The organism is Vibrio sp. S457-15 (assembly GCF_000960545.1).
Lineage (GTDB): Bacteria > Pseudomonadota > Gammaproteobacteria > Enterobacterales > Vibrionaceae > Vibrio > Vibrio parahaemolyticus.
Window position 1 is genome coordinate 292280 of sequence record NZ_JYOQ01000174.1, and the last position, 24563, is coordinate 316842.

Sequence of the window (24563 nt, forward strand, 5' to 3'; positions counted from 1 at the left end):
ACTCCTACTTACTGTACGACGGTTTCGGAGTCGTCATTCTTTTTTGCAATTTGAACCGCCATGCCTTTTTGCGGGTATTCAGGAAGAGTCAGGACCAATTGGTCACTTTGTTCCAAACCTTCACCTACCAACATGAATTCTCCCTCCGCTCTTAACACTGTGACAGTGCGAGGCTGAAGTTGATTTTCATTGTTGACGACCCAAACCGTGCGGTTTTTCACTAATTCTTGTGGAAGACGATAGATGTGCTTGAGCTCTTTGCCCGTAAAGCTGACTTCGACGTAAGAACCAAATTTGATTGGCGGTTGCTGGTTATCGATGCCATAAGGATCTTCAACCTGAATCACCATATTGATCATGCGCGTGGCGCTATCAATCATTCCTAAATCGCGAACGACTTTACCTTCACGTGTGGTCGAGAGAATGCCTTGCTGAGTTACGGTTGCTGTCAGCTCTTTGATTGACTCCGGCAAAAACGCACTATCAAAACCAGCAATTGGAACATGCACTTCCGCCACTTCGATGTTATTCAAAGTTGCGACACGAGATCCCGACGTCACAAACTGACCCACACCGACATCACGCTCGACCACTAAAGCATCGTATGGCGCAACCACTCGGCAGTTTTCCAAGTCGCGATTTGCACGTTTGAGAGCGGCTTGAGCAGACTTCACTTGCGCTTGCGCGCTAAGCACCTGAGGTTTACGCAAGTACAGATCGGTAACTTGCTTGTCGCTAAGTTTCTTCGCTTGGCGTTTCGCCACTTCCGCTTTTGCTTGTTCTTCAATTAACGATGCACGAGCGCTAGCCAGACCCGCTTCAGCTTGAAGTACGGCCGCTTCATAATTATCGCTTTCTATCGTGAATAGCACTTCCCCACGCTTCACGATGCCACCGGTTACAAAATTAGGGTGCCAACTGATCACTTCACCGCTGACTTGAGCAGAAAGGTGTGTTTTTTCGAATGGAACCAATTCGCCATGGCTGGTAATCACGACTTTATGGTCAGTAGGAAAAAGAGAAGAGGCTCGAACTGTGGGTTCGGTTATGGTTTCTTTTGTTGACTCTTTCTCCGGTGCTGTCGCTGCAATCGCGGCATATCCAGCGTAAGATCCGCCGACGACAACGAAGGGTAAAAGCCAACGTACTATGGGTTTTGCTAACATCAAAAATCCTTTTTTATTGTTGTATTCAGCCGAATGCTCTTGTTGGTTTTTCAACCTAAATGCGACATCAAAAAGCATAATGCTCAATGAGTTAGCAAGTACTCCCTGTGAGCAATCGGTGAGTTCATTGCATCTGAAATAGACGAAGATATTTGTACTTCTGTAGCGACTAACAACATGGTGTGTGGCCGTTACATCATTCAACTAACTTGAAACGAAATCATGCAGTTCAAGGCTAGGAACCCGTGTTCGTTGCCTACTTGCTTAGGCCAATTTCAAGTACAGTAAGAGAGCTGCGTTTTATGTGGTGACTAGCCACAAATAACCGTCTATTCAAAGTTAATGAAATTAACAAAAAATTAACCAGTTCCGCAAGTTATGCTGACTTACTTCTTTTGTCTCTAGGCAAACGCTGTGCCAAACATTTACCTCAATAAATTCATATGGTTATATATTTCAATTGATTTATTACAGAGCGCTATTGGTTATTATCGCCAGATATTAGTGATAATGACCAATACAACAAGAAACATAAGTAAAATAAATGATTTTGTGCGCCATAAAAATAAACTGAAATTAGGAGAAAAACGCGCCCAATACCGCTTTCTTCCCGCAGTATGATCTCACTTCATGGATTTACTTGACTAAACACTCGTTCTTTAGCCGCGATAACTGCACGTTGAAAGCACTTATGTCTATACTTCAATACAGTAAAGTTTTGTAAGACAAGGAAATGTGCATTGTTACATACGCTCTCCAAATTCATTTTCGCATCCATGTTCTCAGTGCTTTCAGCATGCTCATCAATCGAATCAAATCAGCCAAGTGAGAAATCCACAACTTTTCATTTCGGCTATCAACAAGATTCGGTTCTGGCTCATTACTTTGAAGCTTATGGCGAAGATCCTAAAACCATCACTGGCTTTTACCCGCTCAACCAAGGACACGATGCCCTTCTTGCTCGTACTTCTCTCATCGAGTCCGCACAAAAAAGCTTGGATCTTCAGTACTATATTTATCGCGGTGACGAAACCAGCCAGCTGATCACTTGGCGTTTGTACGAAGCAGCCAAACGAGGCGTCAGAATCAGACTGCTGCTTGATGACATGCAAAAACGCAACGACAACGTCATGGCGGCTCTAAATGCGCACCCCAATATTGAAATACGCCTGTTCAATCCTCATCAATACCGCTCTGCACGAATCTTTGCGTTAACCAGTGACTTCGAACGTCTGAACCGCCGAATGCACAATAAATCGCTGATTGCTGACAGTGTCTCTGCGATTGTCGGAGGACGAAATATTGGTAACGAGTATTTCTCTTTTGAATCAGAAGTAGAGTTCGGCGACTTCGATTTACTGCTCTACGGGGAAGCCGTGCAGCAAACGGCGGATCAGTTTGATCTTTATTGGAACAGCGTACACGCCGTGCCGATGGAGTGGATATCGCCAGAATCTCAAAGCGTCTCCGATGCCGCGATTCAAAAACAAGTCACCAAACTGAACTTGCAAGAAAAATTCTCTTCTGGCCGATACGATTTTACCGCCTTGGATATGTATCAAGATCTCAAACAAGGCAAACTGAATTTGTACTGGGGTGATGGACAAGTTTGGTTCGATTTGCCAGATAAAGTTACGACACACGATAGTCAGTTAGTCGGAAACTTAACCGAGCTATTAAAAAGTGTTGAGCACTCTTTCGTGCTGATCTCGCCTTATTTCATCCCAACAGAAGCTGGCACCAAAGCTCTGACGAATGCAGCTAAGCGAGGTGTCGACATCACCATCGTAACCAACAGCCTTGCGTCGAATGACGTCTTTGCCGTTCATGGCTGGTACGCCAAATATCGTGAAGATTTGCTCGAATCCGGCATCAAACTTTGGGAAGTGAAATCCAGCGCGAAGCTCAAGAGTAAATGGAGCTTAACGGGCAGTAGCCGTGCGAGCTTGCACGCAAAGGCAATGACGATTGATGACAAAACATTGTTCGTCGGCTCCATGAACTGGGACCCTCGATCTGCGGCTTTGAATACCGAAATGGCCGTTGTGATTGAACAACCGGAATACGTGCAAACGTTCTTGGCAAAATTACCCAGCCAACTGAAAGAAAACGCTTATCGACTCACTCTACGTGACGGAGACATTGTTTGGACAAACACCAAAACTGGTGAGGAATATGATTCGGAACCCGAAGCAGGCGTTTTTCGCCGATTAGGCGCTTGGTTCTCCGGCATTTTGCCAATAGAAGATCAACTTTAACTTGGTCACATTCTCCGCATTTCGTTAGCGCCGCAAAAATAGAGTTGTGTAGGCTAGCTTCAAGGACAACAAAAACGCTATTCAAATTTGAATGGCGTTTTTTATAACGAAAAGGAAATTCAATGTCAGTTTCATGGGATCCGTACTATCAAAAAGTCGCTCAACAACCACACAGGGTCAATGTAGAAAAAGCCCTACAATTTCACACATTAGCAGAGAAAATTGCCGTTGACGCTGGCTGCGGTACAGGGAGAGACTCCAATTTTCTTCTCGCACAAGGCTTTCGTGTTCACGCATTCGACAACAACTCAGATGCAATAAAAGCCTGTGAGACGCGTTTTTCTAAACAGTCGAACTTCTCCATCTCGCAAGCGTGTTTCAGCGATTTTGATTACCCTAAGTGCACCCTATTTATTGCTAGCGCCAGCCTGTTCTTTTGCCCAAAAGCGCACTTTGAAAACGTTTGGAATCAAATCGATTCTTCTTTGCCATCAGGTGGTGTTTTCTGCGGAGACTTTTTAGGCGTGAACGACTCTTGGGTCAATTCAAACTCGCATGCTAATCTAACCTCACTCACTCGCCAGCAAGTCGAGCAATGTTTTGAAGGCTATGACATCGTCTCCATGCATGAAAGAGATGAAGATGGCACCACCATAGTCGGGACGCCTAAACATTGGCATGTATTCAGCGTCACGGCAGTGAAACGCTAATCTGAACGCAGGAATAAAAACAAAAAACAGCACCAAACTCGGTGCTGTTTTTTAGTCACTCAACGCTGATTATTCAAATGGATACACCACTTTAAAGCGCTCTAGAACCAGCAAACGTTGCTCATGCCAATCGATGTTCAACTCATCGCACTCGGCTTTAAAAAATGCAGCATGTGCGTCACGCCACCAGTTCAAGGTTCTATCACCTTCGCCTTCTGCGTAGGCAAACTCTGCGGTGACTTCATCATATCGACAAGTGCTCACGTCCGTCATTTGAATCACACAAACAGGCTCACCGTCCCAATTGGTGACGACTTGCAAATGCCCGACCTCTGGCATCGGCTCCCCGTGCTCGCTGTACCACAGTTCCATACTGCACGATGCCGTTTTCTGCCCAATACGAACGAGTTCGGCGCACACATTCGCGTTGTATTCATCGGCACAATAGTAGTCAGCACTGACTGATGGAATAGCACTTTTCTGCTCTGGGGAGAGCGCATCAAGATACCGATTTAAGTAGTTTTTTGCTTTTGCGTCCATGCACTTATCACACTTGAGAAAGAATTAAGGACGAGCATAACCAGTTGTAACACAAAGAACAACTGACCAAAGAATTTACCGTTCACAAACCCGTCTTTCTGCTTCCACTTTTGTCTTGAGCCATAAAAGTTGCGCAAAAGCGTGACAAGCATTTCTTTTGTAATAACTTTGCTAAACGTTTGTTCGATTTGCTATGGTTGCAGGGTCTATCTGTACTCTTCACGCAAAAGGACGTTTTATGCGCTTATTTATTGCCCTCTTCTTCTCCCTGATTCTTTCTCTCCCGACTCTGGCATCCGAAGAAAAATATTCTGAATCAGATCTATTAGATAGACCGTTAATGGAACGCTATATTTTAGATGAACTTAAATCCTTACGTCAGGATTACCAAAGCCTTGAAAAGCGAATGATCACCGAGATCACCGATCGTGAATTAACGGTGGCGGATAAATCGCTGAACTACGCAAATGTGACGGTAACGTACTTCTTCTACATCATCGCGGGCGTGGCATCATTGATCGCCTTTGTAGGTTGGCAGTCGCTGCGCGAGTTTAAACACAACACAAAAGAAATGGCGGACAAGCGATTGGAAAAAATCGCTCAAGAATATGAAAAGAAATTTGTTGCGCTGGAGCGAGATTTAAAACGCAAAACTCGCATCATCAGTGAAAACAACAAAGAGATTGAAAAGATCAACGAAATCCACAACTTGTGGTTACGTGCTCAAAGTTCGCAAACGCCGGAACAGCGTATTGAGATTTATGACGAAATCTTGGTAATTCGACCTGGTGACCTTGAAGCATTGACTTACAAAGCCGATGCGGCCATGGAAATCAACGAATACCATTGGGCGCTAAGCATATGTAACCGAGTGCTAGAGGTAGATTACACCAATGGCCCTGCGCTTTACCAACGCGCTTGTGCGTACTCTCGATTAGGGATTGAGGAACAAGCGATTGAAGATCTGGAACGCGCCATTGACTACAGCCCTTCAATTCGCGATTTGTTGGCAGAAGAACGCGATCTTGAATTGCTGCACGGTAACGAGCGATTCGAGAAGCTGTTGCAGCTGAGCAATAACAACGAATAACGGAACCTACAACATGAGCAGCCACTTTAATCTTGAAGATGCCAGCCAAGTGTTGGTTGGCGCTTTTGCCCTTGCTGTGCCTATCTCTTTTTCGGAAGAAGCATGGCGATTGGGTGAAAGCTTACCCATGATAAACCTGCTCATGTTGTTAAGCCTTTCTGTGATTTTTCTCAGCTTTTTCGCTTATCAAAGCGTATTTCAAAGCCACATTAGAAAACGCATTCCCATCTTTGTATTTCGCGTTGTGATCGCCTATTCCATCGCCGCTATCGTGGTGGCTTTGGTGCTATTTTGTCTCGACAAGTTGCCACTCTTTACTGACCCGATCGTTGCGATAAAACGCGTTATCGTCATCACAATGCCAGCGTCGATGGGCGCGATTGTGGTGGACAGTTTCGACAAAGAATAACGCTTACGCCTCTTCTTCTAAGGTCAAATTAGAACCTGAGTGATCTTTGCCTAACACATCTTCTGGGTTTCGCAGTGCGCAAGTTTCTAACGACAAACATCCGCAGCCAATGCATCCACCCAAATCGTTTTGCAAGGCTTTGAGCTTTTGAATCTTTTGTTCTAACTGTTCATGCCAATGGCTTGCCATGACTTCCCATTGCTCTTTGTTCGGAGCTTGATGTTTCGGCAGCTCATCTAGCGCATGTTTGATTTCTTCTAACGATAACCCAACTTGCTGAGCCGCTTTAATCACCGCGACACGGCGCAAAACGCTACGGTGGTAGCGGCGCTGATTGCCTTGATTTCTCCAACTCGAAATCAGTCCTTTTTGTTCATAAAAATGCAGGGCAGAGACTTTCACTCCAGAACGTTTTGCCACTTCTCCTACGCTGATTTCCATCCTTGACTTCCCGTGTTTCTATTTTGTTAAAAAAACTTTACCTCAAGTTTACTTGAGGTTCTAAAGTTACACCATCTTAAATAACGCTAAACCCAGACGGTCTCGAAATATTGCGTTCAGGACGCATAACTTGGTTGACAAACACAGCACCGCTAGAAGCCAACGTTTTGAAATCCATTGGGAATTTGAGGCAAACATAATGAAAAATAAAACTCAGCCGTACTTAGCAGGCCGCTTCTTCGACAGTATATCCTCTGGCTTGTTCATGATGGCACTGCCATGGGTCATGCTTTCCGAGCCCAAAATGGGCACATTCGTCGCTTTAGTTTCTCTGAGCTGCACCGCGATTTCTTTTCTGACAACGCCTTTCTTTTCCACTTTAGTGGACCGACACTCACGAAAAGCACTCCTCGTGCTCAATCAATGGATTCAATCGGGCATGGCTTTGGTGGTGTTCATTGCTTATTGGTTAGGGTTTGAGTCCCACTGGCTGTTGGCTTTTGCGCAATTGGTGTATTGGGTTTCGAGTAACTTTGCATGGACGACCAACAACGCCTTCACTCAAGAAAATTATCAGCATCACGAATACGCAAAAATTTCGGGGCAGCAAGAAATTGTAATGCAATCCACGACCCTCGGCGCTGGAGCGTTGGGTATTGTTTTGCTTGAAATGTGGGGCATGAAAGAGTTTGCTTTGTTTGCGGCCAGCGCATCCGCTTTAGCGGCGATGTTCTATATTCTGACGCCGTACACCCAACAATTGAGGGGAGCAAAGTCCGTTGCTTTCATCGCACAACTCAAAGAGAGCAAACAAATATTCCGTCTCGACCCCCGATTTTATGGCTTTATTCTGCTCTCTTGCCTCTCTTATCCTGCATTGACGTATTTGAGCAAATTGGTGCCGATTTGGTTTTCTGAACAAGGCATCTCTGGCGATTGGTTTGCAGGGTTCAACATCAGTTTTGGTCTCGGCTCGTTACTAACAGGTTTCATTGTCACCAAAGTGCTGAGTCGCGCCTCCCATAGCCACATTATGTTTGCTTCGATGGTCATGGTATCTCTAGCGTTTATCGGAATGAGTTTTGCGATAAGCCCGCTGACCATCTTATTGTTTACGGCGCTGTTTGGTGTGTTTAACGCGCTAAATCGCATTGCGAGAGTCAACTGGATGCATCACACCGTAGCGGTTCATCAACGAGGTCGCGTCGATGGCGGTATCAGCATGTTTGCCACTACCATTCAATCTCTCAGTTACGTGTTAATCGCGATGTTGAGTCATTACGAGCTAACACAATACGGTTTTGCAATAGCAGCTGTTGTCATGGTGTTAGCAGTGGTTTTGATGGGATTACTCAGCCGAGACGTCGAGCCGTTTAACGACCTGCCCCTTCATGCAGCAGCAAAGTGAAGCATAGAAATTGAGAAGTTGAGAAGTTGAGAAGTTGAGAAATTGAAAAAGCGAGATAAGAAGGCAACCAACATCCTCTTCCTATTTTTTACGCCAGCACTTTTGCCTCTATCGCTCATCAGCAAGGTTGGGTATTCTGAGGTGACCAACATGAGCAGAGGGAAATCGCAGTGAACTTAAGACAATTGGAAGTCTTTTACGCCATTATGCAAGCAGGAACGGTGTCAGGCGCGGCTCGCTTACTGCACGTTTCCCAACCTAATGTCACTCGAGTTCTCGCCCATACAGAGCAACAACTGGGCTTCGCTTTATTTGAACGCGTAAAAGGTCGCCTCGTTCCCACTCAAGAAGCCAAAGCCTTATTGCCAGAGGCAGAAAAAGTCTATCAGCAACTTGGACAATTTCGTTCTCTGACCAACAAAGTCAAACAGGGAACTCAACATTTACGAATCGGTGCTCCGCCTGTTTTGGCCGCGCACTTGTTAGCGCCGACTGTCGCGTTGTTGTCGAAAGAGCACGGCATCTCCTTTGAGCTATTAACGGCCAATCGCGATGAGCTGTGCTCAGGATTACTGAAACATGAATTGGATGTCGCCATCGCGTTCGGTGAAGAAACGCCACCAGCGATCATGGGGCACGTGTTATTGAAAGAAAACTTAGCACTGATCGCTCCTAAAAGCGCAGCGATACCCGCAGAAAAAACCGTCATTTTAGAAGAACTCATCAGTCACGATTTATCCATTATCGGTTTAGATAGCCGAGACCCTCTGGGCTTATTGTTGCATCAAACCTTATCGGCGCGTGACGAGCATTATCAACATGCCATCACTGTGCGCAGCTACTCCGCAGCGGCTGAACTGGTGAAACACCAAGCAGGATTCGCCATTGTCGATCCATGGACAGCAAAACAATATCGCCAAGATGATGCCGTATCCGTGCATGCTTTGGAGCCAAACATGTCCTTCTCTGTCTCTATTTTATTCGCAGAGCACACACCTCAATCCATTGCGACAAAGCAATTTATCACCGCCCTAAAACAACAGATGGTTTAGAGGTATAACTTAAAGTTATACCTGTCCAACAAATAAGCATTCGGTTTCCTAAATCAGTCTGGCTACATTAATGAGCAATAACGATGACGAAGGGAACCATCATGCAAATTGCTCAACCTTACCTACTCTTTCTTGGCGATGTAACCGATCCACTCGCAGCAAAAACCGCGCGTGGCATTTACCAATGGCGACCTGAGGTTTGTCTTGGCCAAATCCGCCTGACGCCAGAAACCGTATCGCTTGGTTTAACCAACATGACACTACAACAAGCGCAGCAGCAAGGAGCAAAAACGCTGGTGCTTGGCACAGCAAACCCAGGAGGCGTCATTCCCGAAGCTTGGCAAGCAACCTTACTTGAAGCGGCAGAGATGGGATTTGAAATTGCATCGGGCATGCACCAACGTTTGGCGGAATTTGCTCCTCTTGCCGATCTAGAACAACGCGGATTAACCAAACTGTATGATGTTCGCCATTGTGATGTCCCGCTCAAGGTCGGCAATGGCAAAGCACGCGCAGGCAAGCGAGTACTTACTGTAGGAACAGATTGCTCCGTTGGCAAAATGTACTCTGCCCTCGCCATTGAACACGCATTAAAGCGTAAAAACTGTCGCGCAGAGTTCAAAGCAACGGGTCAAACCGGAATTCTCATCGCAGGCAGTGGCATTTCGATTGATGCTGTAGTTGCCGATTTTATCTCCGGCGCAGTAGAAGCGATCAGCCCTGAGTTCACCGATCACGATTGGGACATCATCGAAGGGCAAGGTTCATTGTTTAACCCTTCGTTTGCTGGCGTAAGTTTGGGCTTACTTCACGGCGCACAAGCGGACGCTCTGGTACTGTGCCATGAGATTGGTCGCCCGCACATCCGCAACTTACCACATGCGAGCTTGCCAACCATTGAACAAACGATAGAAGCGAATCTGGCCGCGGCTCGCCTAACAAATCCAAAAGCTCAATTAGTGGGTATTTGCTTAAACACTTCGGCGATCAGCGAAGAAGATGCTACCCAGTTATGCCAGGATTGGAGCGACAAATATCAGGTGCCCGTCACCGACCCTGTGCGTTTTGGCGTTGATGCGGTTGCAGATAAGATCCTTACTATTTAGGAAACATTTACGGTTTAGAAAATAACTGCGGTTTAGGGAAAACTAGTGAGATGAAAATTCATGTAGAACCTGTCACGATTGCTATGGCAACACCATTTCGCATCTCTCGCGGCAGTCGGACAGAGTGCCACGTAGTCCGCGTGACAATTGAACATCTAGGCATGATCGCCCAAGGAGAATGCACGCCATACCCTCGTTATGGTGAATCGGTTGAATCGGTAATTAAGGCGATTTCTCACGCCGCGCATGAACTGCAAAGTTTGTACGCCAAAGGCGAAGCTGATGTCATGGCTCTCAAAAGCCAGCTTCAATCGTTATTGCCCGCAGGGGCGGCAAGAAATGCATTGGATTGCGCCCTTTGGCATCTTCACGCGCTTTTGAGCCACAAGCAGCAGGTTCACGACCTCTTTACGTTACCTGAGGCGATTGTGACGGCGATGACGGTTTCTATCGACACGCCGCCAGCGATGGCAAAACAGGCGCAAGCTTACCTTAGCCAAGGCGCAAAACTACTTAAGGTAAAACTGGATGGTGAAAACGTGATTGAGCGCGTTGCAGCAGTACGCGATGCCGCGCCGCACGCGCAAATTGTCTTAGATGCGAATGAAGCGTGGCAAAACCTCGACCTCGCGACGGTATTTGATCAACTCGAACCGTTTAATATCAGCATGATCGAGCAACCGTTGCCACAAGACCGTGATGACGTACTCGCCAGCATTCCGCACCCCATTCCACTTTGCGCCGATGAAAGTTGTCACACCAGAGAGCAATTGCATCAGCTGGTTGGAAAATATGAAATGGTGAACATTAAGCTAGATAAAACAGGCGGGCTCAGTGAAGCATTATTGCTGGCCGACGATGCAAAAAAACTCGATTTTAGCCTCATGTCCGGTTGTATGTTGGGGACGTCGCTTGCGATGCGTGCTGCGTTACCCATTGCTGCTCAGGCAAGCGTTGTCGATCTTGATGGCCCAGTGTTGCTCGGACAAGATGTAACGCCGAGCTTAGTTTATCGCGACGGCGAAATCGTTCTTTCCAAATAGCCTAAACAATCCAGAGGTTTTGATCGAAAAGTCAGAACCTCTGAGTTTATGATCTCGATTAAAAAACAATCAGCCCCATCATGAAATAAGTCACATAAATTATACGGTTATTACGGCATGCTAAGATTACAGTAGTCCAAGAAGGTGGTCTTATGCATCGAGTCATCCGGAAAATGACATGGAAGACGAATAGGCGGTAATCCCGCCCTACTCCAATGCAGTGCGTGGGTTTCTATAGCAACCCACTTCCTAGCAATTCGTAGGTTTTTCACGCCATCTTGCAAGGAGGCTCTATGCCTATAAACAAAATACGCAATATCGCTTTTGTCGGCCAAACCGGGACCGGTAAAACCACGCTGATAGAAAAACTGCTCTTCACCTGCGATGCCACGCACCATTTAGGCAGCGTAGAAAAAGGCGATACCGTTACCGACTTCGACCCTCAATCCATCCAATATCAACACAGTATTGAAGCAACGCCAGTCGCACTGCGCTGGAATAAACACCGGCTCAATATCATCGACACTCCGGGACAAAACGAGTTACTTGGCCGTACGATCAGCGTTTTTCCTGCCGTTGAAACATCCGCCCTTGTCATCGACCCTCAAACACCACTAAACCAAACTTCCGATCGCTTATTCACCTTTGCAAAAGAGCAGCAAAAATGTCAGATGATCATCATCAATAAGCTCGATAACCACGGTAATCAGTTAGAGAGATTGATGGAGAACATCGTTGAGCATTTTGGTGACCACTGCTTGCCGATCAACTTACCTTCGGCTGACGGAGAATCTGTAGTTGACTGCTATTTCGAACCAGAATTGGGACGAGAAACCTTACTTGCAACGGTAGATGAAGCTCATGAGACCTTAATTGACCAAGTTATCGAAGTCGATGAAGAACTGATGGAACTGTATCTGGAACAAGGCTCCGAACTCACCGCAGAGCAACTGCATGATCCGTTTGAAGAAGCACTGAGAACTGGACATGTGATTCCGGTCTGTTTTGTCTCAGCACAAACCGGTGCGGGTGTCGAGCTGCTGCTACGCACCTTGGCGGAGATCATGCCCATGCCAAACGAGGGTAACCCTCCTCTACTGGAAAAGAACGGCAAAAAAATCAAAGTAAATTGCGAAACCTTAGAACACACCGTCGCACACGTGTACAAAGTCAGCGTCGACCCATACATGGGTAAACTTGCCTACTTACGTGTGTATCAGGGTGAAATCAATGCGGGCAGCCAGCTTTATATTGGCGAAAGCAACAAAACATTTAAAGTTGGGCACTTATATCAACTGCAGGGCAAAGATAGAACCGAGATCCCTCGCGCGCTTGCAGGCGATTTCTGCGTTTTAGCCAAAGTGGATGATCTCGAATTCGATTCAATCGTTCATGACTCTCACGAAGAAGATGGTGTTCAACTCAAAACGTTGGACCTTCCTGACTCCATGTATTCTTTGTGCTTGAAGCCTCTTAAGCGTGGAGATGAGCAAAAATTAGGAGATGTGCTGAGTAAAATTGCCAGTGAAGATCCTTCGCTGCGCATCGAACATCGCGCTCGCACCAACGAAACCATCATCAGCGGCCAAGGGGAGTTTCACCTCAAAGTCGCATTAGAAAAGATGGCGAACGTGTACAAACTGGACGTCGAAACCTGCCAACCAAGCGTCGAATACTTTGAAACCATCACCAAACCTGCCGAAGGGCATTATCGACACAAAAAACAAAGTGGCGGTGCAGGCCAGTTTGGTGAAGTGCAATTGAAGGTTCGTCCACTCGAACGTGGCGCTGGATTTAAGTTCATCAACAAAGTGGTGGGTGGCGCTATTCCAACCGCGCTCATTCCTGCTGTTGAAAAAGGTATTTTGCAAGCGTTAGAGGAAGGCGCGATTTCTGGCAACCCAATTAAGGATGTGGAAGTCACCGTTTATGACGGTAAATATCACTCCGTCGATTCGAAAGAAATAGCGTTTGTCATCGCAGGTAAGAAAGCCTTTTTAGATGCGATTAACAACGCCGATCCTATTGTGCTAGAACCCATTGTCCAGATGGAACTGCACATCCCAACCGCGAACGTTGGCGATGTTTCTGGTGATTTATCTGGAAACCGAGGCTTGATCGAAGGCACCGAGCCAATCGACAGCAGCTTCACCTTACTCAGAGCCAAGTCACCAGTAAACGAGCTGCAAGATTACGCTCGTCGATTACGCTCCATCACCGGTGGCGAAGGCAGCTTTAGTATGACCTTAAGCCATTACGAGCCCGCACCACCAGCAGTGCAAAAACAGGTCTGCCAAGGCAGTGCACAACAAGGTTAATTCCCTACGATTCAAATCAATCACATAAATAAAAAAGCGCCCTCATTTTGTTGAAGGCGCTTTTAGGTAAAAGAAAAATTATTTATCGAGAGACAAACCTATCTGACTGATTTTGCTTTCAAACTCTTCGATGCTGTTCGCTTTGTAAGTCGGAGCACCGTTAAAGTAGCGCGGTTTCTCTGGCAGCATCGCATTTTTCAGCTCTTGTTCTTGGTCGATATTGTCATGGTAAACCGTTACACGATTTGGAATATCCTGCTTCATTACAGCCATTTTGGTTCTCCTTTATTAAGACGAATAGTAAGCGTAGAACGAATTTATCGGAGTACAGGCGAGACTGTGTAAAATTTAGACACTCACAGCAAAATCATATTTAAACAGTTGCATTTAATCTTTTTGAGGCACTTTGTCGTGGCTATTGGCAAACGTAAGTACAGCGATTAAGGTGAGCTCTCTCTACATGAAGACAGGAAGTCCGGTGTCGCAACAAGAACTCAACCAAATGGGCAGTGCCAAAATTTTTCTCATCGAAAAAGATGGCGTCCGAGTAATAGAAAAACGTAACCCTACTCAAATAGAAGTGGCGTTTTATCAACGCTATGCCGGACAGTTTAACGCGCTTGGAATACACGTACCGCGCTTGATTCAATTCGACGACCAGAAAAACGTTCTGCACATTGAATACGTTCCCCACGCAGTCGATCAAGCATTCTTGCTTGAAGATGATCGAGTCATTGAACAACTCGTCAAACTACACCAACTTCCACCAACATCAGATGGTGTTTATCACCGCCATCAGTGGACACCACAAGCGACCCAACAAGCACTCACTACACTTGAACTGGGCTCAGAGACAGAACAGTTCTTCCACAACCTCCAACAACGATCGGCGCACCTTTTCGATGGGCAGAACTTGATCTCCGGAGACTCGAATGCTGGAAACTGGGGACAGCGCGAAAATGGCGAGCTAGTGCTGTTCGACTGGGAACGCTTTTCTACAGGGCATGTCGCGATAGATTTAGCGCCGCTCATCGAAGGCATGGGCACATTTGATGATTACTTGAAGGTGGCAGGCAGGTATATAAAGTGCGCCGAGAAAGGTGAAACAACAGAATTGGCGCGCGATATCGGAATAGCAAAAGCGTGGATCGTCGTCGAGGTAGTCAACATACTGGTCTCCAGAAAAAATCCGCAGACCAGCAAATATTTGGACTGGTTTCGACAAACCTTGCCGCAATGGGCCAAAAGCCTTAGCGCTCAGGTGATGAGTTAGGCTCTGAGATTTGATACAAGTGACGCTCAGGCTCTGCGCATGTGGTTTCGCAGTTGCATACTTTGTCGACACCGACGTTGTTTAAACCGCCGCAACTTCCTTGAATACGCTTGTTATGAAAGATAACCCCAAGTGACATCAACAAAATAATCGCGAGAAAACCAAGAAAGGTAAACAACCAAACCATACTAACCTGCCTTTTTAATCGACGCCTTTACGCTAAGTATAGCTGGGCTCGATTTTGCGGCGAATAATACAGCAGCCTGTTTTGGGCGTGCTAGCAACGAGGGTTTGGCTTTTTTACCGCCGCAGCCACATGATCCACACCCACCTTTATTCTGATGATTGGTTGATGGACGACCTTGCGATGCGTCTGTCAGTGGCTCTCTCGGAACGGCAAGTACATCTTCCAATGAGCTGCGCGTTGAAAGTCTGAACACTTGTTTGCCACTGTGCAAAAGCTTTTCTAATGCGCGCTCGCCGATGTTGCGCACCAGCACAGCTTCTACATTGTAGTCTTGTAAAGATTGGATAAGCTGGGACTTCGCTTTGCAGCCCGCTTGGGGCATTGCAGCGATGTTTGCTAGGTTTTTAAGCATTCCGTCAGTATCAGAATAAATAGCGATGTAAGGCGCTTTGACAAAATGGTTTGCCACCCGCTCACCATCATTAGGAATAGCATAAATCATAAGTTTGACTCCTCATTCGGAAAAACTAATGCATGACCTTCAACTAAACTTTTTGCGACCTTGAACCGCGCACTTTTTACTGTGTTGCCAAAAGTTTGTCTAGATATGCCCATTTGATCTGCGGCTTGTTGTTGGCTGAGTCCCTCTAAATCAGCCAAGCGCAGTGCTTCAAGTTCTTCTGGCAATATGGCGACTTGCTCCAACTGATGGAATGGCACGCCATTGGGCTTGAAACAATGGTGCGCTGCACGGCCGCATATTCTTCTTTCTATTTTTGGTCTTGCCATTATCGTCCCTCTCAAACACTGTGCTACGTTACGCCCAAATTATGGCATATGCCAATAACATTTTTGGCATATGCTAATAATCTAAGTTTGCAAAAATCGTATTTAATAAGATGCTGACAGTTTTCACACCACAACGAATCTTCAATTGCCACTTGCTTAAAGCCAGCTCAATACTCAATCCTACAATTCAAGCATTTACATGCGTTTGATGATTCTGACTACTTTATCTCCAAGTCATGGCGCGACGCTTGGATAGCGCCAAAAACACCGGTTTTATTGACACAGATAGATCATTCTATTGCTTTGTTATGACGTAAACGTCGGAAACAGGGCTAATATTAATGGCATACAAAATCTTGATTTAAAGAGGGATAAAATGAAAAAGACAATGTTGGCGTTAACTGGTGCGGTAATTATTCTTGCAGGCTGTCAAGACGAGAAACCAGTAGAAACAAGTGCAGTTGAAACTCCTCAAGCAGTAGAAATGGAAGTCACTGACACTGAACTGCCTGTCGATGCAGTACCAGTGGAAGAAGAACAAGTGATCACCACAGAAACGTTTGTAGACTCAGAGCACAACGCGAAAAACGCGCTAGATTGGAATGGCGTTTACAAAGGCACACTACCATGTGCTGATTGCGCGGGCATCGACGTGACTCTGACGCTAAATCAAGATGGCAGCTACGTGCTTGAGCAAAACTACCAAGACAAAGAAGATGGCAAGTTCAAATCAGAAGGCCATTTCACTTGGGATGAAAACGGCAGCATCGTAACGCTGACCGACGAAGACGCACCAAACCAATACTTCGTAGGCGAGAACATGCTTATGATGCTAGACATGAACGGTGAGAAAGCAACTGGCGAATTAGCTTCGTTTTACAACCTAACAAAACAACAATAATCGTCACTCTGACCTGATAGATGTTGAAAACCGAGCCTCCCCAAGCTCGGTTTTTTGTCCTCCCCAACCTTCCCTGCCCCCCAACCATACTGTTTTGTCATTACGCAAAAAGCGAAATCACCGGAAGCCATACATTTCCATACGCTTTGCTGATAGAGGCTTACAACACCATTTTGTACACTGTTCAAAATAAAATAAACGGTACAGGAAATACAAATGAACAAGACACTTATCGCACTACTAACTTTGGCAGCAGCTGGCACCGCAACGGCAGGTGACACATACATCCGTAACGGCAACATCTACAACAACCAAGGTGGTTGGGTTGCGGAAGTGGGCGTAGCTCAAGGTAGTGACCTATTTAAAGATCAAAAACACAATACTGCACCAATTCTAAACGGTGGTTACCACGGTGAAGACTTCAACGCAGATTTGGGCGGCATCAACTACCGCTTCTTGGGTGAAACCAACGATCTGATCAACATGAGCGCATACGTGGTAGGCAGCGGCATTATTCGTGATGGCGATGTAGCAAAGAGCTTGAAAGGCACACAAAAACGTCGTTTAGCAGTTGATTTAGGTCTAAATACCGATTTCACTCTAGATGAGCACAACGTCATCTCGACATACCTACAACACGATATCAGCGGCGCATACAAAGGTTACTTAGCGGGTGCGACGTACTTCCACATCGTGAACTTCGGTAGTGTTGATTTTGTTCCTTTTGCTAACCTAACTTATCAAAGTGAAGACTACGTAGATTACTACTTTGGCATCAAAGATCGTGAAGCGACGGCAAACCGCAAAGCATACAAAGGTGATGCAACTGTAAGCTACGGTCTGGGCTACAAGCTGGTTATGCCAATTAATGACAACTGGCAAATCAACCAAACAACTCAATACACTCGCCTAGGCAGTGGTATCAGTGATTCATCTGTTGTAGATAGCGCAAACCAATGGGTTGTTGGCGCAAGCGTGTCTTACAACTTCTAACTCAGGTTTTAATTTGAAATCTAAAAAAGCCATCGTACTGATGGCTTTTTTGCTTTCTAGAATATGATGATGCGATTGGCATCAAACAGGCTAACTACTGTGAGCAATCCAAAGTCGGTGTAAGTCGCTGTAGCCCGTATTCTTAACTTGCACGCCCCGAACTTGTTGAGTTTTTGTCACTTCTTCGTAGCCGATGAACAAAGGCAAATAGACATATTGCGCGCGCAACGCCTCTTCAATACCCAGCAAATGAGAAATCGGTTGTTCATAGGCAATGGCTTCTTGAAGCTGCTCGCGGTGACGCTCCATCTGGTTTTGTTCGAAACTAAAACGTAAGCCAGTCGCCACCGATAGCCATTCGAAGACCCCATATTCAAATGGCGCTTCCATGACCTCTTCAATGAACAATAAATCCGCCAAGTGTGAAACTGACTCGGGAAAACTAATGTCTTCCACTTTGATGACCTCTAACTCTAGCCCCGTGCTACGAATCACCTCATGCAACCATTCAGAATGTCGCATCAGGTTCGGGATAGTCCATATCGGTTCAGCAAGCACGACTTTGCCTTGTAACGTTGGCGCTGTCTCAGCGCTACAACCAGGTTCAAGAGGCGATAACTGAATGCTGTCGACGGCACTTTGTGGCTCATGGTGCCGCTTTTGCTGATTAATATAGTTGGCAAGCTGGCGCCACTCTTGTTTCGTCAGTTGCGAATCTCGCCTCTCACGATAGGTGAGATAGGAAAGCGCGCTGATTTTTTCAATCTCAACATGGTCCGAGACTTGATTGAAACTCAGCATATTCAAGTTTTGAACATCGCCGTGAGAAAGCGTAATTTGATCCAAAAGCGCACGTGCAGCAAAATACTCTTTGTGCGCTTGCAGCGTGATGCTCTCTTTGTTCCAACTGCTGATTCGAAATGGCCCAGTACCGATATGATATGAATAACCCGAGCCAAAAGAGGCCGTGTCTCGACACAATATTGAGGCATGTGGCGTGGCTAACATGTACGGAAAGAATTGGTTTGCGCGTTTGAGCACTATCTTCAAGCAGTTCGGTGTTTCGGCTGTAACGGTTTCAATGCATTGCCAAAGCTCATAAACCGGCCCTTTAATTTGCTTGAGTCTTTCTAAACTCCAAACCACGTCGTCTATGCTCAGAAGCTCACCATCATGACGAAAAATGCCCGGCCTTAACCATAACGTCATGACGTTTTCTTCCATTTTCCATTCATGCGCTAAAGCGGGCTCAATGCCACCATTGGAGTTTTGTGTTAGCAGCCCATCATAAACACTTTTGACCACGTGTAATTCGGTATGACGGAAGGTCTCTGCGGGATCGATATTTGACACCCACGGATAAGAAGAAATAAGAATGGCGTTTTTAGACTCATTCAGCTCGTTCACTTTTTCCGATGCAATCGTAAGCGAACGAACCGCCGTTTGGCCGAACCAATCGATAAGCTTTGTTATCGAATTCATTCTGCCCCTAGCAAGCTCTTCCACCAAAAACTCGGTCATCGCTTGCTGCAAAGTAATGGTGATACTCAAGCGGCTTGGGTTGCTTCGCCCAATCGCCGGTTGCCAATCCACCCAACCGTAAGCCGCCAGCTTTTTCATCACAATGGAAACGTTACGTCTGGACGTGCAAATCACAGATTCGAGTTCGCTAAGCGTCACTAAATGATGCTTATGCGGTTCAAAATGTTTGAGCAGAAAATCTAAATATCTAAGATTTACATCGTTCACAGTGCTTCCTGAGCGTTTTTCTAAAAACCAAAAATAACACAGGAAGCTTAGTGACCAAACTTCCTGTGTCATATCTATATGAATTCAAACTGAGGGCTTAACTGAACAAACAACAGCACACCGCTTGGGTTAAGCCCAAAGAACTTGAATAAAAATGCTTAGAAACGGTAGCTCATACCGACAGAGAACGCGCTGATTTCAGCTTCAACGGTGACTTTTTCACTGCCGAGTTTCGCTACGTCTAACTCAGGTTTCATGTATTCCCATTCAACCTGTAGTGCTAGATTTTTTGTGATCGCGAACTCAGCACCTAAGCCGTAAAGTCCGGTTACTGTCGTTTCAGAAAACGTCGTGTGGCCTTCGTCACCAGTTAGCACAGAATTGCTTACTTTAAATTCCGCGTTGAAGTAAGAAAGACCCGCTTTCGCGAAAAGATTGAAACGGTCACCAATTGGCAGCGTTAATTTAGGTTGGATAGCCAAAAACTTCATGTCACCAACGGTAACGACAGAGCCGTCTAGAGCGTCGTAACCACCGATCGCACCTTCAAGAGAGATATACTCGTTGAATGTGTAACCACCAAAAACTTTGCCAGACAGACTTTCGTTGTCTTTAACTTCAAGTTTCTCGCTTGCGTTGTAGGTATTTGATTTGATTGAACCACTGATATCATCAAACGTTGCTTTACCGATCGATGCACCAATGTAAGGAGCGGCGTTTGCCATAGAACAAGTTGCTAGAAGGGCTGCTGTTAGCCATGTTTTCTTTAACATTGTATTTCACTGCCTGTTTTATTATTAAGTTTGTGTATCGCCCTTCCTTAAGCATGTCGCGTTATCCATCTCGCTTGGCGTTAAACCGAGCGAGATGTTAGTGAATAAAAACTCAATAAAACACGAAATAATTGGACACAACTTTTCTATTTTCCTTCTTAATTAAGAATATTTAATCTTAATTACAGACACTGCTGCTTTAACCAGTTGGTCAGTTTGACGATCTCGGCCTGCTTTGCTCGGTTCTTCTTGTGCACAAAATAAAAACTGTCGCCGGTTTCTAAACCATGAGATGGGATGTAAACCAAGTCTTGTGCTTTATCTCGCTCGTTCAACATGAAGTCATTGGCAAACGCGATGCCTTGATCGTACCTTGCAGCCTCTATCGCCAAGAGCATGTGGCTAAAATGCTGAACATCGACATCATTTGGTAACGTGTAACCACCCGCTTTGCACCATTCGGCCCAATCTTTCCCTCGTTCACGATAAATAGAATCTGTCGAGAGAATGGGATATTGCCACAGTGCGTCGGGGATAGATTGGTCTTGGATTTCTTTCCAAATTTTATGGCTACAAACTGGGTACAGCGTTTCAGCATAAAGCTTAACCGCCATATAGTTTCGTTTCGGTTTTTGCACAGTAATAAAGCAGTCGCCCACGCTGTCCGTTTGCTCTGGATCGCCCGCGACCATATTGAGTGTGAGGTCGATTTCAGGATACAAGCGCTTAAAGTCTGCCAAACGTGGGATCAACCACTTCACTGCCAACGAGCTGTAAATCGCTAACCGAATACTGCCTTTATCCCCTTCTCGCACCTTTTGGCTCGACATCGCAATTGAGCTAATAGCCGGGCTGATGTCTTCTAAATACCGCGCGCCTGTATCCGATAGTGAAAGCTTGCGACCTTGGCGGATAAACAGCGATTCGCCCAAATAATCTTCAAGTAAACGAATCTGATGGCTCACCGCACTTTGCGTCACATTAAGCTCCTCGGCAGCAAGGGAGAAACTCAGATTTCTCGCAACAACTTCAAAACAGTGAACCGCTCGCAATGGTGGCAATTTCATTATCTAAAAATCTCATACTTAAACTAATAAATATCACTTCACTTCATCCTATGACATCACCTAATCTTTGGCAAAGAATGAGGAGAAAAATGTGAAAGTCACATCTGTCGGAGCAGCAATGCTGCTATTAATTGTCGGGAATCTTATTGCGGTGCTTTCGGACTCTTTGATCAAAAGTGTCGCGAATGAAGTGCCGATGTTTCAGTTTGTCTTTTTTCGACAAATATCAGCGGTTATGTTCCTCCTTCCTGTCTGTTTGTTAGCAAAACAAACCAACTTTATGGAAGGATTTAAATGGCATGCGGTTCGTGCTCACGTGTGGCTGTTGGGTGCTGTATTTATGGTCATGGCGATCTCATCTTTGCCGCTCGCAACTGCGAACGCGATCTTTTATGCCGCGCCATTGATCATGCTCCCTCTCGCTGCGATTTTTTTCGGTGAACAACTATCTAAACAATCGGTCGCGGCGGCGGTAATGGGATTTGCAGGGGTCTTGGTGATTATTCGTCCGGATCAAATTGATTGGGCAGCAATCTCAGCGTTTGTGGTCGCGTTAACGTTAGCCATTAACAATCTGTTGATTCGTAAGTTGCCAAAAAACCAATCAGTGATGCAAACCTTGCTGATGACCAACTTGGCTGGTATTCCGGTTGCGTTGCTGTTGGTGCTTATTGAGGATCAACCTTGGCAATGGGACGCGTTTCCTGTCGCGGCAGGGTCAAGTTTGTTCATTATGATCTATGCGGCGACTTGTGTACTGGCGTACCGTTCTATCGATAGCAACAAAATCGCGAGTGCAGAATACAGCGGTTTGATTGGTGCGGTTGTCGTTGGCTTTATTTGGTTTGGTGAAATACCAGATATTTTCATGGCCATCGGTACAGTGATGATCGTGGTGCCACTGATCTGGCTATCGAAACGCGAGCGTCGCAAGCAGAAAGAACATGCTCAACTTCAGGCTCAAAAGGAGCACGATCAGCAACAAGCACACGTTGCTTAATAAAGCCTACAAAACAAAAACCGAGCTTTCTGTGCTCGGTTTTTTTGTTGGTATCGAGAATCGAATAAGCCGCTAGGTTGTTCTTACGTAGGCAACCACGTGAGATAAAAACTGCATGGCATAACGTTCATTGAATCGCATTCTATATTCGTGCTCGGCTTCAGAAACAAAACGCCAGTCTTCACCAAAATACGCTTTGATGTCATCGACTGCTTCTGCCCGATCCTTAATATGCTTAGCATTCCATTGATATGTGCAGGAAACAACAAGTACGCCACCGATTTGCGTCGCTTGTTTCAACGCGTTAATAACTCTTAATGGCGATTCACACTGATCCAGCACGTTTAAACACACCACCAAGTCGTAAAACTTAGAGACGGTGTCTTTCTCTAACGGTTGATTAATCAACTCTAAATCGACGTGTGCGCAATTTTGCACTAACTCTCGATTATCTACCTCAACAGTTTTGAACGTGTTGAGCCCATGAATATAAGTCAGCTCGACCTGTTGTTCTTCCACCAACAACTGTTTCAATCCATTCAACAACATACCTGACGGCTCAACAAGCGTTGCTTGTTTTAGGCTATCTAATCGCTGAACTAACTCATAATAGTTTCTACCTAACGCAGCGCCAACCTCAAGCAAAGCATGAGGCGGTTTTCCATTCTTCGATACCGCTTGAGTAATAAAATCCGCCACTTGCGAACAATGGGATGATTTAGCAAAAGAAAGTGGAACAAGTTTCGACTCACTGGTGATCGCATCAACCTGCTTATCTTCCACAAATTTATCGAACCATTGTGCCTCAAAATAACCCGCCAAACCTCGACTGTTTAGGTAAAAATCTTCCATGCTGATTCCGTGTGTATTTTCAAAGGTTCTATTGTATCGAGCAGAGAAATTTAAGCGGGTTCTAGCTACACATTCTTGCGAGCAAAAAAATGAAAATACGATGAATGCAAAAAAGCCCTTTCGTCTATCAGACCAAAGGGCTTGTCTTTATCACTCAATTCAAGCGTAGATTATTGTGGCAGAACCACTTTGCCATCTTGGATTGGGAAAGTTTTCGTCGCAGGTTTGCTTGCCATACGAACTGTGGTTGGTGCACCAGCCACTTCATACGTTACGTCGTAACCTATCGCCTTCTCAGAAGTCGTGTATTCGGTGTGACACTGCTTCTTCGTGGTCGTAATTACATCGCCCTTCTGCACATTTTCTTGAATCTTACGACCCGTCAATGCGCCTGCGATCGTGCCTGCTGCGGTTGCGATGACTTTACCAGAGCCACCACCAATTTGGTTGCCTAGTGCCGCACCAGCTGCCGCGCCGCCTACCGTACCGATGATTTTGTTGTCATCTGTTGGCTCAACTTGCTGAGTCACTACCACGTCTTTACATACTTGGTGAGGATTTTTCACAGTTTCAGTGACCGCTTCAACCAAAGTAATGTTTGCTTGAGTTGGCGCTGGTGGCGTTTTGTCTTTACAGCCAGCTAGTACAGCAACAACTGCCGTTGCAATTGCGATAGATTTCATATTCATGATTTACATCCCAGTATGGTTTGCTTTGATGAACGGTATAGTAAATCGCGAAGAGAAATTCACATCAGGCGAAAACAAAGCCTCTGTCATTACGGAGTAAAAAAACGGTGTTTTATAAAGAGAGCGTCAGAACAATCTCAGCAAGAGGTTAATTGAGGTCAATTCACATCACTGAGGTTTATTGTTTTGCGCTATTCACTGTGGGAGGTGATGGTTTGCACTTGGGCAAAACCATCACTAAAGACATTTGAGTTACGCCAAACTCAAAAACAGCTCGTCGTCTGTGAGGTACTTATGACGATGACTCAAATTGCGAACATGCATGAACATAAAATCCGGAAAACCAGGGGCGATGATGTTGTTTGGTTCCCAGCACACACCGCCGACAAATACGTAGCGGCCTTGCTTCTCTTCATCATGCAGTTGATTGTTAACAACTGAAGATAACTCGGCGCGGCACCCTTCTACCACACAGACGATTTGGCCTTTAAACAAGCCAATGACACGTCGCACGAGGTTCGCTTTAATACCGCATTTCCAGGCTTGGCGTGTTGCCATCTCATAGCCGTGTTTTCTTATCGCTTTCTTTTGCAAATGTACAACTAAATTCATTTTTGACTCCTGATTCAAGCTATTACGTGAAGCCCAAAGTCATGAAAAAGCAGATAAACGCATAGATAAACGCATAGATAAACTATGTGATCAGGCTAAGTGAGTGCTCTGCGAAAGAACACTTTCCACAATGCCGC

At 45.6% G+C, this 24563-nt stretch carries 26 protein-coding genes; 13 read left to right on the plus strand and 13 right to left on the minus strand.

Annotated elements, in window-relative coordinates; translation table 11 throughout:
* Positions 1 to 8: 8 nt before the first annotated feature.
* On the minus strand, positions 9 to 1166 hold the full coding sequence (locus tag UF05_RS18650) for an efflux RND transporter periplasmic adaptor subunit (protein WP_024701502.1): 1158 nt from the start codon (positions 1164 to 1166) through the stop codon (positions 9 to 11).
* A gap of 740 nt (positions 1167 to 1906) precedes the next feature.
* On the opposite strand from UF05_RS18650, the gene UF05_RS18655 reads away from it, so the two are divergent.
* Together UF05_RS18655 and UF05_RS18660 are read left to right on the plus strand one after the other, a co-directional pair.
* On the plus strand, positions 1907 to 3424 hold the full coding sequence (locus tag UF05_RS18655) for a phospholipase D family protein (RefSeq protein WP_045546272.1): 1518 nt from the start codon (positions 1907 to 1909) through the stop codon (positions 3422 to 3424).
* Between the two features lie 122 nt (positions 3425 to 3546).
* A complete protein-coding gene (locus UF05_RS18660) occupies positions 3547 to 4134 on the plus strand; it encodes a class I SAM-dependent methyltransferase (protein ID WP_045546273.1) in 588 nt (195 codons plus the stop codon).
* 69 nt (positions 4135 to 4203) lie between these two features.
* On the opposite strand, the gene UF05_RS18665 is transcribed toward UF05_RS18660, so the two are convergent.
* Complete coding sequence (locus tag UF05_RS18665; protein ID WP_025521079.1) at positions 4204 to 4674, minus strand: ASCH domain-containing protein; 471 nt, start codon at positions 4672 to 4674, stop codon at positions 4204 to 4206.
* Positions 4675 to 4912: 238 nt separating this feature from the next.
* Here UF05_RS18665 and UF05_RS18670 point away from each other — a divergent pair, with 238 nt between their 5' ends.
* Positions 4913 to 5764, plus strand: coding sequence for a tetratricopeptide repeat protein (locus tag UF05_RS18670; RefSeq protein WP_005464201.1), 852 nt, complete (start codon positions 4913 to 4915; stop codon positions 5762 to 5764).
* A 13-nt stretch (positions 5765 to 5777) separates the two neighbouring features.
* On the plus strand, positions 5778 to 6173 hold the full coding sequence (locus UF05_RS18675) for a DUF2391 family protein (protein ID WP_005464146.1): 396 nt from the start codon (positions 5778 to 5780) through the stop codon (positions 6171 to 6173).
* Between the two features lie 3 nt (positions 6174 to 6176).
* Here UF05_RS18675 and soxR read toward each other — a convergent pair whose 3' ends face one another.
* Positions 6177 to 6614 (minus strand): redox-sensitive transcriptional activator SoxR, encoded by a 438-nt coding sequence (gene soxR / locus UF05_RS18680; RefSeq protein WP_005498064.1) that lies wholly within the window; start codon positions 6612 to 6614, stop codon positions 6177 to 6179.
* 199 nt (positions 6615 to 6813) lie between these two features.
* Here soxR and UF05_RS18685 point away from each other — a divergent pair, with 199 nt between their 5' ends.
* The 5 genes from UF05_RS18685 to fusA all read left to right on the plus strand — a co-directional run bounded on the left by UF05_RS18685 (position 6814) and on the right by fusA (position 13541).
* On the plus strand, positions 6814 to 8022 hold the full coding sequence (locus tag UF05_RS18685) for an MFS transporter (protein ID WP_045546274.1): 1209 nt from the start codon (positions 6814 to 6816) through the stop codon (positions 8020 to 8022).
* Between the two features lie 170 nt (positions 8023 to 8192).
* Positions 8193 to 9074, plus strand: a complete 882-nt coding sequence (locus UF05_RS18690) for a LysR family transcriptional regulator (RefSeq protein WP_045546275.1) — start codon at positions 8193 to 8195, stop codon at positions 9072 to 9074.
* 101 nt (positions 9075 to 9175) lie between these two features.
* Positions 9176 to 10180 carry an N-acetyltransferase DgcN gene (gene dgcN / locus UF05_RS18695; RefSeq protein ID WP_029809970.1) on the plus strand — a complete coding sequence of 335 codons (1005 nt, stop codon included), beginning with the start codon at positions 9176 to 9178 and terminating at the stop codon, positions 10178 to 10180.
* 50 nt (positions 10181 to 10230) lie between these two features.
* Entirely contained in the window at positions 10231 to 11223 is a 993-nt protein-coding gene (dgcA, locus tag UF05_RS18700; protein WP_045546276.1) for an N-acetyl-D-Glu racemase DgcA, read from the plus strand.
* Between the two features lie 293 nt (positions 11224 to 11516).
* Positions 11517 to 13541, plus strand: a complete 2025-nt coding sequence (gene fusA / locus UF05_RS18705) for an elongation factor G (protein ID WP_045546277.1) — start codon at positions 11517 to 11519, stop codon at positions 13539 to 13541.
* Positions 13542 to 13619: 78 nt separating this feature from the next.
* Here the strand turns inward: fusA and UF05_RS18710 are convergent, their stop codons facing one another.
* The gene (locus tag UF05_RS18710) at positions 13620 to 13814 is read right to left on the minus strand and encodes a hypothetical protein (protein ID WP_005373920.1); all 195 of its coding nucleotides are present in this window, start codon (positions 13812 to 13814) and stop codon (positions 13620 to 13622) included.
* A gap of 187 nt (positions 13815 to 14001) precedes the next feature.
* On the opposite strand from UF05_RS18710, the gene UF05_RS18715 reads away from it, so the two are divergent.
* A complete protein-coding gene (locus tag UF05_RS18715) occupies positions 14002 to 14814 on the plus strand; it encodes an aminoglycoside phosphotransferase family protein (protein WP_045546278.1) in 813 nt (270 codons plus the stop codon).
* Here the strand turns inward: UF05_RS18715 and nqrM are convergent.
* The 3 genes from nqrM to UF05_RS18730 are packed head-to-tail and all read right to left on the minus strand — an operon-like array spanning position 14792 to position 15790.
* Positions 14792 to 15001 (minus strand): (Na+)-NQR maturation NqrM, encoded by a 210-nt coding sequence (gene nqrM, locus UF05_RS18720; RefSeq protein WP_005464141.1) that lies wholly within the window; start codon positions 14999 to 15001, stop codon positions 14792 to 14794. The genes UF05_RS18715 and nqrM overlap by 23 nt on opposite strands.
* A gap of 1 nt (position 15002) precedes the next feature.
* Complete coding sequence (locus UF05_RS18725; protein ID WP_045546279.1) at positions 15003 to 15503, minus strand: NifB/NifX family molybdenum-iron cluster-binding protein; 501 nt, start codon at positions 15501 to 15503, stop codon at positions 15003 to 15005.
* On the minus strand, positions 15500 to 15790 hold the full coding sequence (locus tag UF05_RS18730) for a DUF134 domain-containing protein (RefSeq protein ID WP_005464150.1): 291 nt from the start codon (positions 15788 to 15790) through the stop codon (positions 15500 to 15502). Before UF05_RS18730 ends, UF05_RS18725 begins: the two co-directional genes overlap by 4 nt.
* Before the next feature lie 376 nt (positions 15791 to 16166).
* On the opposite strand from UF05_RS18730, the gene UF05_RS18735 reads away from it, so the two are divergent.
* On the plus strand, positions 16167 to 16691 hold the full coding sequence (locus tag UF05_RS18735) for a copper resistance protein NlpE (protein WP_005464155.1): 525 nt from the start codon (positions 16167 to 16169) through the stop codon (positions 16689 to 16691).
* A gap of 216 nt (positions 16692 to 16907) precedes the next feature.
* Positions 16908 to 17684, plus strand: a complete 777-nt coding sequence (gene ompV / locus UF05_RS18740) for an outer membrane protein OmpV (protein ID WP_045546280.1) — start codon at positions 16908 to 16910, stop codon at positions 17682 to 17684.
* A gap of 90 nt (positions 17685 to 17774) precedes the next feature.
* Here ompV and UF05_RS18745 read toward each other — a convergent pair whose 3' ends face one another.
* The 3 genes from UF05_RS18745 to UF05_RS18755 form a co-directional block, all read right to left on the minus strand.
* On the minus strand, positions 17775 to 19433 hold the full coding sequence (locus UF05_RS18745; RefSeq protein ID WP_045546281.1) for an ABC transporter substrate-binding protein: 1659 nt from the start codon (positions 19431 to 19433) through the stop codon (positions 17775 to 17777).
* Positions 19434 to 19591: 158 nt separating this feature from the next.
* Positions 19592 to 20206: an outer membrane beta-barrel protein gene (locus tag UF05_RS18750; protein WP_005464189.1), complete on the minus strand. Its 615-nt coding sequence runs from the start codon at positions 20204 to 20206 to the stop codon at positions 19592 to 19594.
* A gap of 182 nt (positions 20207 to 20388) precedes the next feature.
* The gene (locus UF05_RS18755) at positions 20389 to 21273 is read right to left on the minus strand and encodes a LysR family transcriptional regulator (RefSeq protein WP_045546282.1); all 885 of its coding nucleotides are present in this window, start codon (positions 21271 to 21273) and stop codon (positions 20389 to 20391) included.
* A gap of 91 nt (positions 21274 to 21364) precedes the next feature.
* Between UF05_RS18755 and UF05_RS18760 the strand changes: the two genes are divergently transcribed.
* Positions 21365 to 22273 (plus strand): DMT family transporter, encoded by a 909-nt coding sequence (locus tag UF05_RS18760; RefSeq protein WP_045546283.1) that lies wholly within the window; start codon positions 21365 to 21367, stop codon positions 22271 to 22273.
* 72 nt (positions 22274 to 22345) lie between these two features.
* Here UF05_RS18760 and UF05_RS18765 read toward each other — a convergent pair whose 3' ends face one another.
* From UF05_RS18765 to UF05_RS18775, 3 genes are all read right to left on the minus strand, one after another.
* Positions 22346 to 23125 (minus strand): methyltransferase domain-containing protein, encoded by a 780-nt coding sequence (locus UF05_RS18765; RefSeq protein WP_015312897.1) that lies wholly within the window; start codon positions 23123 to 23125, stop codon positions 22346 to 22348.
* Positions 23126 to 23295: 170 nt separating this feature from the next.
* A complete protein-coding gene (locus tag UF05_RS18770; protein WP_052697651.1) occupies positions 23296 to 23814 on the minus strand; it encodes a glycine zipper 2TM domain-containing protein in 519 nt (172 codons plus the stop codon).
* A 252-nt stretch (positions 23815 to 24066) separates the two neighbouring features.
* Complete coding sequence (locus UF05_RS18775; RefSeq protein ID WP_005479882.1) at positions 24067 to 24426, minus strand: hypothetical protein; 360 nt, start codon at positions 24424 to 24426, stop codon at positions 24067 to 24069.
* Between the last annotated feature and the right edge of the window lie 137 nt (positions 24427 to 24563).

What these genes read in the sequence shown, in the direction of transcription:
- fusA (WP_045546277.1), top strand. Translation starts at nt 11,517, where the DNA reads ATGCCTATAAACAAAATACGCAATATCGCTTTTGTCGGCCAAACCGGG.
- UF05_RS18730 (WP_005464150.1), bottom strand. Translation starts at nt 15,790, where the DNA reads ATGGCAAGACCAAAAATAGAAAGAAGAATATGCGGCCGTGCAGCGCAC.
- UF05_RS18650 (WP_024701502.1), bottom strand. Translation starts at nt 1,166, where the DNA reads ATGTTAGCAAAACCCATAGTACGTTGGCTTTTACCCTTCGTTGTCGTC.
- UF05_RS18770 (WP_052697651.1), bottom strand. Translation starts at nt 23,814, where the DNA reads ATGAATATGAAATCTATCGCAATTGCAACGGCAGTTGTTGCTGTACTA.
- soxR (WP_005498064.1), bottom strand. Translation starts at nt 6,614, where the DNA reads ATGGAAATCAGCGTAGGAGAAGTGGCAAAACGTTCTGGAGTGAAAGTC.
- UF05_RS18670 (WP_005464201.1), top strand. Translation starts at nt 4,913, where the DNA reads ATGCGCTTATTTATTGCCCTCTTCTTCTCCCTGATTCTTTCTCTCCCG.
- UF05_RS18725 (WP_045546279.1), bottom strand. Translation starts at nt 15,503, where the DNA reads ATGATTTATGCTATTCCTAATGATGGTGAGCGGGTGGCAAACCATTTT.
- UF05_RS18735 (WP_005464155.1), top strand. Translation starts at nt 16,167, where the DNA reads ATGAAAAAGACAATGTTGGCGTTAACTGGTGCGGTAATTATTCTTGCA.
- UF05_RS18750 (WP_005464189.1), bottom strand. Translation starts at nt 20,206, where the DNA reads ATGTTAAAGAAAACATGGCTAACAGCAGCCCTTCTAGCAACTTGTTCT.
- nqrM (WP_005464141.1), bottom strand. Translation starts at nt 15,001, where the DNA reads ATGGTTTGGTTGTTTACCTTTCTTGGTTTTCTCGCGATTATTTTGTTG.
- UF05_RS18660 (WP_045546273.1), top strand. Translation starts at nt 3,547, where the DNA reads ATGTCAGTTTCATGGGATCCGTACTATCAAAAAGTCGCTCAACAACCA.
- ompV (WP_045546280.1), top strand. Translation starts at nt 16,908, where the DNA reads ATGAACAAGACACTTATCGCACTACTAACTTTGGCAGCAGCTGGCACC.
- dgcN (WP_029809970.1), top strand. Translation starts at nt 9,176, where the DNA reads ATGCAAATTGCTCAACCTTACCTACTCTTTCTTGGCGATGTAACCGAT.
- UF05_RS18715 (WP_045546278.1), top strand. Translation starts at nt 14,002, where the DNA reads ATGAAGACAGGAAGTCCGGTGTCGCAACAAGAACTCAACCAAATGGGC.
- UF05_RS18675 (WP_005464146.1), top strand. Translation starts at nt 5,778, where the DNA reads ATGAGCAGCCACTTTAATCTTGAAGATGCCAGCCAAGTGTTGGTTGGC.
- UF05_RS18775 (WP_005479882.1), bottom strand. Translation starts at nt 24,426, where the DNA reads ATGAATTTAGTTGTACATTTGCAAAAGAAAGCGATAAGAAAACACGGC.
- UF05_RS18765 (WP_015312897.1), bottom strand. Translation starts at nt 23,125, where the DNA reads ATGGAAGATTTTTACCTAAACAGTCGAGGTTTGGCGGGTTATTTTGAG.
- UF05_RS18755 (WP_045546282.1), bottom strand. Translation starts at nt 21,273, where the DNA reads ATGAAATTGCCACCATTGCGAGCGGTTCACTGTTTTGAAGTTGTTGCG.
- dgcA (WP_045546276.1), top strand. Translation starts at nt 10,231, where the DNA reads ATGAAAATTCATGTAGAACCTGTCACGATTGCTATGGCAACACCATTT.
- UF05_RS18665 (WP_025521079.1), bottom strand. Translation starts at nt 4,674, where the DNA reads ATGGACGCAAAAGCAAAAAACTACTTAAATCGGTATCTTGATGCGCTC.
- UF05_RS18710 (WP_005373920.1), bottom strand. Translation starts at nt 13,814, where the DNA reads ATGGCTGTAATGAAGCAGGATATTCCAAATCGTGTAACGGTTTACCAT.
- UF05_RS18685 (WP_045546274.1), top strand. Translation starts at nt 6,814, where the DNA reads ATGAAAAATAAAACTCAGCCGTACTTAGCAGGCCGCTTCTTCGACAGT.